Origin of the sequence: Muricoccus vinaceus (assembly GCF_042433125.1) — a bacterium.
In the GTDB taxonomy this organism is placed as follows: domain Bacteria; phylum Pseudomonadota; class Alphaproteobacteria; order Acetobacterales; family Acetobacteraceae; genus Roseomonas; species Roseomonas vinacea.
The window spans coordinates 49,448-60,136 of record NZ_JBHLVZ010000098.1; the positions used below are offsets into that span (position 1 = coordinate 49,448).

Sequence of the window (10,689 nt, forward strand, 5' to 3'; positions counted from 1 at the left end):
GAGGGGTCTAAAGAGCCGCCATGGACGCCTTTCCCCGCCGCACCGAGATCGCCCGCGAGACCGCCGAGACCCGGATCCACCTGAAGCTGGACCTGGACGGCACCGGTCGCGCGGAGATCGCGACCGGGATCGGCTTCCTCGACCACATGCTGACGGCCGTGGCGCGGCACGGGATGATCGACCTGGCCGTGCGCGCCGAGGGCGACCTGCACATCGATTTCCACCACACCACCGAGGACGTCGGCATCGTTCTCGGTCAGGCGATCCGCAAGGCGCTGGCCGATAAGCGAGGCATCCGCCGCTACGGCCAGGCGCTGGTGCCGATGGACGAGGCGCTGGCCGAATGCGCCATCGACATCTCGGGCCGCCCTTACCTGGCCTGGTCCGCCAGCTTCACCCGCGACAAGGTGGGTGAGATGGACACGGAGTTGTTCGAGGAGTTCTTTCGTGCCGTCACCATGAACTCCGCCATGACCGTTCACCTGACGCAGCGTGCCGGCACCAACGCGCATCACGTCGCGGAAGGCTTGTTCAAGGCCTTTGCCCGGGCGCTCCGCATGGCCGTGGAGGCCGATCCCCGCGCGGAGGGCACGATCCCCTCGACCAAAGGCATGCTGGAAGCCTGATGCGGGTCTTCACGGTTCACGCCCGCGCCGGAACCGAGGCCGCCACACGACTGGTCCGGGAGGGCTTCTCCCTCGGGGCCCTTCTGTTCGGGCCACTTTGGCTGCTGTGGCACGGGCTCTGGCTGGCGCTGCTGGGTTATGTGCTTCTGGCCGTGGCCTTGGCGTTCCTTCCCGACCTCTGGGAAGGATGGGCAGTTCTGGCCTTGCAGGTGCTGCTCGGGTGGCACGCCCACGACCTGCGTCGCTGGACACTGGGTCGCCGCGGCTTCGCGACCAGGGGCGTGGTTGTGGGCCGAGACGAGGAGGAAGCCTTGTTGCGCCTGATCTCCACTTGCCCAGCCCTGGCCCGCGGAACCATGGCGTGAAGGTCGCGGTCATCGACCCAGGCTCGGGCAACCTCGCCTCCGTCCGCCGCGCCTTCGAGCGCGCGGCGCGCGAGGAAGAGATCGGACTCGACCTTTCGGTCACCACCGATCCGGAGGCGGTCCGCGCGGCCGAGCGCGTGGTGCTTCCGGGCCAGGGGGCCTTCGCGGCCTGCGCGCGCGGGCTCGCGGCGTTGCCCGGGATGGAGGCGGCGTTGCGGGAATCGGCGCTGGAGCGGGGCAGGCCTTTCCTGGGCATCTGCGTGGGCATGCAACTGATGGCCGAGCGCGGGCTGGAGCACGGACTTACGCCCGGGCTTGGCTGGATCGCCGGCGAGATCGCGCCGATGGACCCGCGGGGCGAAGGCGGCAGTCCGCTTCCCCTGCCACAGATGGGCTGGAACGCCCTGGACGCCCGGGGGGAGCACCCGCTCCTCGCGGGGCTACCCGAAGACGCTCACGCCTATTTTGTGCACTCCTACGCCCTTCGCGGCGGCAAGCGGGCAGAGCTGCTGGCCAGCACCGCCTATGGCGGCGAGGTCGCGGCCGTGGTGGGGCGCGACAACCTGGCCGGCACCCAGTTCCATGCAGAGAAGTCGGGCCCCGTGGGGCTGCGGATCCTGCGGAACTTCCTCCGCTGGACGCCATGACCCAGACGACCCACACGCTGCTCGTCGAGCGCATCGACTCCCTGTCCGACGCCGACCTGGCGGATCTTTGCGAGGCCACCGACGCGGCCATCATCGAGGGCGGCGGCTTCGGCTGGGTCACACCCCAGGGTCGTGAAGCGCTGACGCGGCATTTCCGCGGCGTGCTGCTCGTGCCGGAGCGCGAGCTGTTCGTGGCACGACTGGACGGCCACCCTGTCGGCTCCGCGCAGCTTGTCCGGCCGCCGCGCTACAACGAGGCGCAGGCTTGGTCCGCCCAGCTCACCCACGCCTACATCGCGCCCTATGCGCGGGGCCACGGGTTGGCGCGGCTGATGGTCAGCCGCGTGGAGGAGCGCGCGGCGGCGCTGGGCCACCGCGTGCTGAACCTCGACGTGCGCGAGACGCAGCGAACGGCGATCGCGCTGTTCGAGGGCCTTGGCTACACGCGCTGGGGCACCCACCCGGCTTATGCGCGGATCAACGGGCGCACCGTGGCCGGGCACCATTACTACAAGGCGCTGGAGCCCGTGCGCGGCCGCCCCAAGGGCGCGATGTTCCCCCCGAGAAGTGAGCGCGGCCTCCGCATGGATTTCACCCCTTATCCCGCCATCGACCTGAAGGGCGGTCAGGTCGTGCGCCTGAAGCGCGGCGACATGGCGCAGGCCACGGTTTACGGCGACCCTGCCACCCAGGCGCGCAGCTTCGACGAGGCGGGCTTTCCCTGGCTGCACGTTGTGGACCTGGACGGCGCCTTCGCCGGCCGGCCGGCCAATGCCGAGGCGGTGCGGGCCATCCTCTCCGCCACCACCCGGCCCGTGCAGCTTGGCGGAGGCATCCGCGACATGGCGACGGTGGAGGCCTGGCTCTCGGCCGGGATCGCCCGCGTGATCCTGGGCTCCGCCGCGGCCAAGGACCCGGACTTCGCCCGCGCGGCCTGCCGCGCCCATCCGGGCCGCGTGGCGATCGGGATCGACGCGCGGGACGGCTTCGTGGCCACGGAGGGCTGGGCCGAGACGGGAACGCTGACGGCCCTCGACCTCGGGCTGATGCTGGAGGATGCGGGAGCCGCGGCCATCATCCACACGGATATCGACCGTGACGGCATGCTCGGCGGCGTCAACGTCACGGCGACGGCGGCGCTCGCCGCGCGCCTTTCCACCCCCGTGATCGCCAGCGGCGGCGTGGCGGGGCGGGCGGACCTCGATGCCCTACGGGCAACGGGCACGATCGCCGGCGTCATCATCGGCCGCGCGCTTTACGACGGGCGGCTGACGGCGGCCGAAGCCCTGGCGGCGGTCTGAACCCAGATGACGCGGGAGACCGCCACGGCCGTGGATGACGGCCTGCCCATGCCCCGCCGGATCTGGGCGGTGGCCGGGGTCCTGCTCGGCACCTTCCTCGGCACGCTCGACAGTTCCATCGCCAATGTGGCGCTGCCGACCATCGCGGCGGACCTGGGCGGCACGCCCGCCGCCTCGGTCTGGGTGGTGAACGGCTACCAGCTCGCCACGGCGATCGCGCTGCTGCCGCTCGCGGCCGTGGGAGAGCGGCAGGGGGCGAAGAGGCTCTATCTGGCGGGAACGCTGCTTTTCACCCTGGCCTCCCTGGGCTGCGCCCTGGCCGCGGACCTCAACTGGCTGGTTTTCGCTCGCGTCCTGCAGGGGTTGGGCGGCGCCTGCTCCTCCGTGGTGGGCGGCGTGCTGATGCAGACGATCTTTCCGCGCCGGCTGATCGGGCGGGGCATCGCCCTGTTCGGGCTGACCGTCGCGGTTTCGACGGCACTCGGGCCCAGCGTGGCGGCCGGCATCCTGGCCGTGGCGAACTGGCGCTGGCTTTTCGCGGTCAACATCCCGATCGGGATCCTGGCCATAACAGTGGCCCTGGCCTTCCTGCCCGCCAGCCGCCGGCAGCGGCGGCCCTTTGACATCGTCGGTGCCCTGCTGAATGGAGCCGGCATCGTGCTGCTGGTGCTGGGCGTGGATGCGCTGAGCCATTCCTTCGCGCTGGGCCTGGCCGCGGTCGTCGCGGGCCTGGGGCTGATGGCGGTCCTGCTGCGCCACCAGCGCGGGCGGGCGCACCCGCTTGTGCCGCTGGATCTGCTGCGCATCCGGCTTTTTTCACTCTCCTTCGTGACCTCGATCCTGTCCTACGCGGCGCAGACGGTCGCCTACGTGTCACTGCCCTTCTTCTTCCAGCACGGGCTTGGCTACGACGAGGTGAGGACAGGGCTGCTGATCACCCCCTGGCCGCTGGTGATCGTCGTGGTAGCGCCGCTCTCGGGCTATCTGTCCGACCGCTACCCGGCGGGCATCCTCAGCAGCATCGGCCTCGGCTGCCTCGCGGCGGGGCTGCTGGCGCTGGCCCTGCTCCCGGATGCGCCGGGGGACCTGAACATCGCCTGGCGCATGGTGCTCTGCGGCATCGGCTTCGGCTTCTTCCAGACCCCGAACAACCGCGCCATCCTGACGGCCGGTCCCACCGCGCGGGCTGGGGCGGCGAACGGAATGCTGGCGCAGGCGCGCCTTCTGGGCACGACGCTGGGGGCGGCGGTGGTGGCGCTGGGCTTTGGGCTGTTCGGGGGCGATGCCGCCACGGTGCCGCTGCTGCTGACGGCGGCGGGCTTCGCGGCAGGTGGCGCCGCGGTGAGCCTGGGGCGCCTGGCCCGGTAGCCGCGCCCGGGCAGCTTGCTATTCGCCGGCGGCCACCCTGGCGCGCCAATCAGCGAGAACGCTGGCCAGGGTTTCCTCCCAGGGCACCACGGGCGACCAGCCCAGGGTTTGCCGCGCCAGCGCCGGGTCGCCCTGCACGCTCCGGACGTCGGTCGGGCGCATGCGGGACGCCTCCTGCTCCACCTCGGCCTTCACGCCCGAGAGGCGCAGCAGGGCTTCCAGGATATCGCCGATCCGGCGGGGCGTGCCCGAGCAGATGTTCATCGCGATGCCCGGCGGCAGGGAGTCGGCCCGCGAGAGGGCGGCCACATAGGCGGCGCAAACGTCGCGCACGTCGAGGAAGTCGCGCCAGCGGTCGAGCGCGCCGGTGCGGAGCACGGGCGGCTGCTGCCCGGCCTCGATGCGCGCGACCTGATGGGCGAAGGCCGCCACCACGAAGCCATCGGTCTGGCCGGCGCCGGTATGGGTGAAGGCGCGCATCCGCACGGCACGCAGCCCCCGCAGCGCCATCTCGCCCACCGCGAGGTCGGCGGCGGCCTTGCTGGCGGCGTAGGGATTGGCGGGGGCGAACGGGGCATCCTCCGCCACCGGGGTGCCAGACTGGAAGGACAGGCCGTAGACCTCAGCCGAGGAGGCGACCAGAAAGGGCGCCTCGGGCGCCGCTCGCAGCACCGCCTCCCCCAGCCCGACGGTGCCGAGCACGTTGGTGCGCCACACCGCGAGAGGGTTGCGGAACGAGGCGCCAACATCGGCATAGGCGGCCAGGTGCAGCACGGCGTCCGGCCGCACCGAAGCCACCGCATCCGCCAGGCTCGCGCCTTGGTCGAGGTCCAGCGCAACAGTCTCATCGGCGTCGGGCACCGGCCCTTCGGCCAGGCTGCGGCGTGCCCCCACCAGCGCGGCGTCCGGGAAGGCGGCGCGCAGCGTGGGCAGGAGGTGGCGGCCGGCGAAGCCGCCGGCCCCTGTCACCAGGATGCGCTTGGGCCGCATTGGCGGTCTCTAGCGAAGCTGGCGGGCGCGGTGACGGGCGAGGTCGGCCTCGACCATCTCCTTAATCATGTCCTCAAGGCTGGTTTCGGCGGTCCAGCCCAGCTTGGCGCGGGCCTTGGAGGGATCGCCGAGCAGCACATCGACCTCGGCCGGGCGCATGAAGGCGGGATCGACCTTCACGAAGTTCTCGTAGTCCAGGCCCACATGCGCGAAGGCGATGCGGCACATGTCGCGCACGGTAACCGTGCGGCCGGTGGCCACCACGTAGTCGTCGGGCTTCTCCTGCTGCAGCATCAGCCACATCGCCTTCACGTAGTCCCGCGCATGGCCCCAGTCTCGCTTGGCGTCGAGGTTGCCCATGAGCAGCTCGGTGCCGAGGCCGAGCTTGATGCGGGCCGCGCCGTCCGTGACCTTGCGGGTGACGAACTCGATGCCGCGCAGCGGACTCTCGTGGTTGAACAGGATGCCGGAGGAGGCGTGCAGGCCGAAGCTCTCGCGGTAGTTCACCGTCATCCAGTGGGCGTAGAGCTTGGCGACCGCGTAGGGGGAGCGGGGATAGAAGGGCGTCGTCTCGCTCTGCACCGGCTCCTGGATCAGGCCGTACATCTCGGAGGACGAAGCCTGGTAGAAGCGCGCCTCCGGGCAGGCGATGCGAACCGCCTCGAGGATGTTGCCGGCGCCCAGCGCCGTCACCTGCCCGGTCAGCAGTGGCTGGTTCCAGGAGGTCTTCACGAAGGACTGGGCGCCGAGGTTGTACACCTCGTCCGGCCGGACTTCCTGCAGCATGCGCAGCAGGGAGGACAGGTCGATCAGGTTCCCGTCCATCATGCGAACCTGGCCCGCGATCCCGAGCCAGCGCAGGCGCTCGTCGATCACGTCGCCCGAGGAGGAACGGCGGAGAAGCCCGAAGACCTCGTAGCCCTTCTCAAGAAGGAGCTGGGACAGATAGGCCCCGTCCTGTCCGGTCACACCGGTGATAAGCGCGCGCGGCATGGATTCCAGTTTCGCTGGTTTTCGGGCCGGGTGGCTTTAGCGGCCCTGCCGCGGCCTTGCTAGACCACCTTTCCCAACATCGCCGATTCAGCCCGTGGACGCCGCGTCCGGGAGGCTCAGGGCCGCGCGGTAGTCGGGGGTGGGGAGGCGCTGGGCAGGCGGGCGCCGCAGGGCGGGATCGGACGCGATCCGGCGGAGGGCGGCCGCGGCCTCGTCCAGGTCGGGCTCGGCCCAGCGGGCCTGGGGCATGTCGTAGGTGTGCTGGGGATCATGGGCGGGAACGAGGCGATACCCAATGGCGTGGCACCCCGGCCCTTGCATAAAATCGGTGTTTCCCGACCAGCCGGTCGCCACAACGGGGCGGCCGAGTTCCATCATCTCCGCGATCGCGAAGCCGAAGCCTTCCGCACGGTGCAGGGACAGCAGGACATCGCTGGCCGCCATGAGCGCCCAAAGGTCCGCGCGCGGCAGGGCAGCGTCGATCACGCGCAGGTTCGGGCGCGCGGCCGCCGCCGCGGCAACCTCGGCCCAGCCCGGGCCGGCATGGGCGGTTCCGTGAGTCTTGATGACGAGAACATGGTCCGGGGAGGTGCCAAAGGCCCGGTGATGGGCCTCAATGGCGCCGAGCGGGTTCTTCCGGGCGAGGGAGGAGGTGGCATCGAACACCGTGAGGGCGACGAAGGCCTTCTCGGGCAGGCTGAAATCGGCGCGGCCGAGGCGCGAGGGAGTGGGCGGGGGCATCGGGTAGGACACCACGGAGACGGGTGGCCCACCCGGGCGGCGGCAGGCGGCAGCAACGAATTCGGTTCCGGCCCAGATGGCGTGGCAGGCCGCGAAGCCGCGGTTCCAGTCCGGGGGAAGCACTGGCAGCTCCCAGTTCCAGACGCCGATCACCCGCTTGCCCGCAACGGCCTTGCGGCCGAGGGAAAGCAGCGCCCAGGGCAGCATCGGACCGTTCACGTGCACGAGAAGGGTTCCCGGGCCGGGCCGCACGACGGGGAGCAACCCCGCCGGACCCTGGCGCAGCGGTCCCGTCAGGTCGGCCTCCGCCACCGCGAAGCCCTGGTCGCGCAGGCCGGCCGCCAAGCGCCGGGTGGCGGCGCCAAGACCGGTGGTGGCCGTAAAGTAGCCGGCGACCGTCAGCGGCAAGGCCGGAGGCGGCGCCGGGCGGGCGATGCGGGGCGCAAGGGCGGCGGTCAGGGAGAAGAGCGCTTCGCGTCGCGCCCGCCGCGGCAGGCTCGACCAGAGGCGGTGCAGGAGGCTCACGGGCGTGCGCCCTGAAGCCGGCCCAGCCATTCGACCAAGATCGCGGCCTGGGCACCCCAGTCCGTCAGCCGCGCACCGGCGGCGCGTGCGCCGGCGGATAGGGCGGCGCGGCGCCGCGGATCGAGGATCAAGGCCATGGCTTCCGTCAGGGAGGGCGCGGAGACATCGCGGGCCAGGAGGCCGCTGACCCCGTGCTGAAGTTGCGCCGGGAGGCCGCCAACCGGGGTGGCGACCACCGGCACGCCGAGCGCGAGCGCAATGGGCAGGACGCCGGACTGGCTGGCTTCGCGATAGGGCAGCACCACCACCCGGGCGGAGGCGACAAGCGCCGGCATTTCCTCGTCAGATACCCAGCGGGGCTCCACCGTCACGCCTGGCAAGGCCGCGAGGCCGGGCGCGCAGGCTTCCGGGTCTCCCTCTCCCACCACGCGCAGCGTAACGCCGGGGTGACGTGCGCGCAGGGCGGCGAAGGCGTCGCGAAGGAGATCCAGGCCTTTGTAGGCGCGCAGGCGGCCGAAGAAGAGGAAGTCGGCCACCGGTTCCGTGCCATCGGCACCCGTCGAGGGAAGATGCGCGCCGAGGGGCAGTTGCAGGATCGGCAGCCCGGGGCGTCGGGCCGCGACGGCTTGGGCAACCGCATCCGAGAAGGCCACGGCGCCGGCCGCGGCGCTGAGCTCCTGCCGCAAACGCCAGTCCCAGGCGATGGCGGGATCGCCGGGATGCGGCAGGGCATCGTGCACGATGCTGATGAAGGGGAGGCCGGCAGCAGGAAGGGCGCCCGCGACCAGCGGGGTCCACACATGGCTCATGGCCGATACCACGACATCGGCCCGCACTGACCTCGCCTGCCGGACAAGCCTTTGCCGAAGGGCGGGCAGGCGCAGCACGCCGAGCGATGCGCCCAGCAGGCCGCCAAAGGTGGGCACGGCGTCCAGAGGCACGCCGAGTTGCCGCGCTTCGGGCAGCAGGGTGTTTCGCTCGCCCAGGGAAAGGGCGAGTTCCACGCCCGGGCATTCCGTCAAGCCCCGCGCGAAACACAGGGTGAACTGGGCGCCCCCGCCACGACGTCCCCAGTACCAGAGCAGGATGCGCATTGCCGGGGCCTAACATCGGCAGCGATGCAACGAAAGCTGTCACGAGGAGGCTTGGCGGGGGCTGACCCTTGGTGCATAGAATATCAAGCACTTGGCCACACCCCAGCGAGCGAAGGTGACGATATACAATCGCAAGTTGCGTTTCCTTTCGATCCCGACACGTCCTGGGGCCTTGCTCAGGCCGGTGCGGAGGCACGTCCGGTCCACGCGGTGACGGCGGATGGACTGCCGCTGTTCCTGGATACGCTGGACCCGGGTGCCGCGGCTTTCCTGCGTGAGATCGGCTTCGCGGCGGAGGCCGGGCGGATTGCCTTGCTGCCTGGCGGCACCGGCATGGCGTCGGCCGTGCTCGGTTTGGGCCGCGATGGAACTTCGCCCTGGTCCTACGGCGCGCTGCCATTCGGCCTGCCGGAAGGCACGGTCTGGGAGCTGGGATTGGAATGCGACGCATCCGCGGCTGTGCTGGGATGGATGCTTGGTGCCTATCGCTTCACGCGCCACAAGGCACCGCCGCGGCGCCCTGCCCGGCTGGTGCTGCCGGAGGGCACGGAGGAAGCGCAGATCCTGGCCGAGGCGATGCTGCGCGCACGGCAGCTGATCAACCTTCCCGCCGCCGATCTTGGCCCGGCCGAGTTATCGGACGCCGCGCGGCACGTGGCGGAGCGTTGCGGCGCAGAATTTGAGGACATCGCCGGGGAGGCGCTTGCGGAAGGGTTCCCGGCCGTGGCCGCGGTTGGTGGGGGAAGCCACCGGGCGCCGCGCGTCGCGGTGCTGCGCTGGGAAGGCGCGGCGGACGGGCCGCTCATCGCCCTTCTCGGCAAAGGCGTGTGCTTCGACACCGGCGGGTTGGACCTGAAGTCCGCCGAAGGCATGAAGCGCATGAAGAAGGACATGGGTGGCGCGGCCATCATCCTGGGCCTGGCCGAGGCGCTGATGCGTCTCGGCGCACCCATCCGCCTGCTGGTCGCGATCGGCGCGGTCGAGAACGCGGTTTCGGCCACGGCCATGCGGCCACTCGACGTGCTGCGGACCCGTGCCGGCCTCTCGGTGGAAGTTGGCAACACCGATGCCGAGGGGCGGCTTGTGCTGGCCGACCTGCTCGCCTTCGCAGCCGAGGCGCGTCCGGCACTGATGCTGGACGCGGCAACGCTGACCGGCGCCGCCCGCGTGGCGCTCGGACCCGATCTACCAGCCTTGTTCACGAATAGCGAAGCAGTCGCAACCGCCCTTTCGGCGGCAGGCGATGCATGCAACGACCCGCTCTGGCGATTGCCGCTACACGAAGGTTACAGCACGTGGCTGGAGAGTTCGGCTGCCGATCTCGGCAATGTTGGAACCCGGCCGATGGCTGGCGCCATCGTCGCCGCACTTTTTCTTCGCCGCTTTGTTCCGCGAGGCATACGTTGGGCTCATCTGGACGTTTACGCCTGGAACGATTCTGCGAGGTCTGGACGGCCTGAAGGTGGTGAGGCGATGGGTCTGCGGGCCCTGCACGCCGGCCTGATAGCCCTCCTACCCACCCTGGCGGAGCCGGAACGGTACCCGCCGGGCCATGGGTAAGGTGATTGATCTGATACAGCGCGTTCCCGTCCGGAACGCACTTGAGAAGGAATACCCCGATGCCCGTGCAAGGCACACCGGACCAGTTCGTCGGAATCCTGAGGGACACCATCGTCGCGCTCGTTCGCCGCGATGGACCTGACCTTTCGGCGCGACAGCTCGGCGTGTTTCTGACGGTTTATCTCGGCGAGGGCCCGCACACCGTGCGCGGGCTGGCCGCCTCGCTCAACGTTTCCAAGCCCGCGATCACCCGGGCGCTGGACCGACTGGGCGAGTTGGACTTCGCTCGCCGCAAGACCGACCCGCAGGACCGCCGCTCCGTGCTCGTTCAGCGCACCGTAAAGGGCGCGGCCCTGCTGCGCGAGATGCGCACCATCATGGGCGAGGCCGCCGCTGCCTCCGAGGAGGTCAAGGAGGCCGCCCTGGGGGCGCAGCCGATCAGCAACGTGGTGCAGGCCAAGCGGGCCTGAGCGCGGGGG

At 70.8% G+C, this 10,689-nt stretch carries 11 protein-coding genes; 7 read left to right on the forward strand and 4 right to left on the reverse strand.

Translation table 11 applies throughout. The annotated features are described in order from the left end of the window. The first annotated feature begins 20 nt into the window (after positions 1–20). From hisB to ACFFIC_RS27265, 5 genes are read left to right on the forward strand one after another with little or no spacing between them, the layout of a single operon-like run. A complete protein-coding gene (hisB, locus tag ACFFIC_RS27245) occupies positions 21–626 on the forward strand; it encodes an imidazoleglycerol-phosphate dehydratase HisB (RefSeq protein WP_377056367.1) in 606 nt (201 codons plus the stop codon). Next, positions 626–991 carry a DUF2628 domain-containing protein gene (locus ACFFIC_RS27250; protein WP_377056369.1) on the forward strand — a complete coding sequence of 122 codons (366 nt, stop codon included), beginning with the start codon at positions 626–628 and terminating at the stop codon, positions 989–991. The genes hisB and ACFFIC_RS27250 overlap by 1 nt, the downstream gene beginning before the upstream one ends. Then, entirely contained in the window at positions 988–1,638 is a 651-nt protein-coding gene (gene hisH / locus ACFFIC_RS27255) for an imidazole glycerol phosphate synthase subunit HisH (RefSeq protein WP_377056371.1), read from the forward strand. The genes ACFFIC_RS27250 and hisH overlap by 4 nt, the downstream gene beginning before the upstream one ends. Next, on the forward strand, positions 1,635–2,939 hold the full coding sequence (gene hisA / locus ACFFIC_RS27260; RefSeq protein ID WP_377056373.1) for a 1-(5-phosphoribosyl)-5-[(5-phosphoribosylamino)methylideneamino]imidazole-4-carboxamide isomerase: 1,305 nt from the start codon (positions 1,635–1,637) through the stop codon (positions 2,937–2,939). Before hisH ends, hisA begins: the two co-directional genes overlap by 4 nt. Positions 2,940–2,945: 6 nt before the next feature. After that, a complete protein-coding gene (locus ACFFIC_RS27265) occupies positions 2,946–4,307 on the forward strand; it encodes an MFS transporter (protein WP_377056375.1) in 1,362 nt (453 codons plus the stop codon). A gap of 18 nt (positions 4,308–4,325) precedes the next feature. Here ACFFIC_RS27265 and ACFFIC_RS27270 read toward each other — a convergent pair whose 3' ends face one another. The 4 genes from ACFFIC_RS27270 to ACFFIC_RS27285 all read right to left on the reverse strand — a co-directional run bounded on the left by ACFFIC_RS27270 (position 4,326) and on the right by ACFFIC_RS27285 (position 8,560). Further along, on the reverse strand, positions 4,326–5,297 hold the full coding sequence (locus ACFFIC_RS27270; RefSeq protein ID WP_377056377.1) for an NAD-dependent epimerase/dehydratase family protein: 972 nt from the start codon (positions 5,295–5,297) through the stop codon (positions 4,326–4,328). 9 nt (positions 5,298–5,306) lie between these two features. Further along, entirely contained in the window at positions 5,307–6,290 is a 984-nt protein-coding gene (gene gmd / locus ACFFIC_RS27275; RefSeq protein ID WP_377056379.1) for a GDP-mannose 4,6-dehydratase, read from the reverse strand. Positions 6,291–6,377: 87 nt separating this feature from the next. Further along, on the reverse strand, positions 6,378–7,556 hold the full coding sequence (locus tag ACFFIC_RS27280; protein ID WP_377056381.1) for a glycosyltransferase: 1,179 nt from the start codon (positions 7,554–7,556) through the stop codon (positions 6,378–6,380). Continuing rightward, positions 7,553–8,560: a glycosyltransferase gene (locus ACFFIC_RS27285; RefSeq protein WP_377056383.1), complete on the reverse strand. Its 1,008-nt coding sequence runs from the start codon at positions 8,558–8,560 to the stop codon at positions 7,553–7,555. Before ACFFIC_RS27285 ends, ACFFIC_RS27280 begins: the two co-directional genes overlap by 4 nt. Here ACFFIC_RS27285 and ACFFIC_RS27290 point away from each other — a divergent pair. Both ACFFIC_RS27290 and ACFFIC_RS27295 read left to right on the forward strand, forming a co-directional pair. Continuing rightward, entirely contained in the window at positions 8,504–10,210 is a 1,707-nt protein-coding gene (locus ACFFIC_RS27290; protein ID WP_377056385.1) for a leucyl aminopeptidase family protein, read from the forward strand. The two genes, ACFFIC_RS27285 and ACFFIC_RS27290, sit on opposite strands and share 57 nt — an antisense overlap. Positions 10,211–10,269: 59 nt before the next feature. Further along, positions 10,270–10,680, forward strand: a complete 411-nt coding sequence (locus ACFFIC_RS27295) for a MarR family transcriptional regulator (RefSeq protein ID WP_377056387.1) — start codon at positions 10,270–10,272, stop codon at positions 10,678–10,680. Positions 10,681–10,689: the final 9 nt, after the last annotated feature.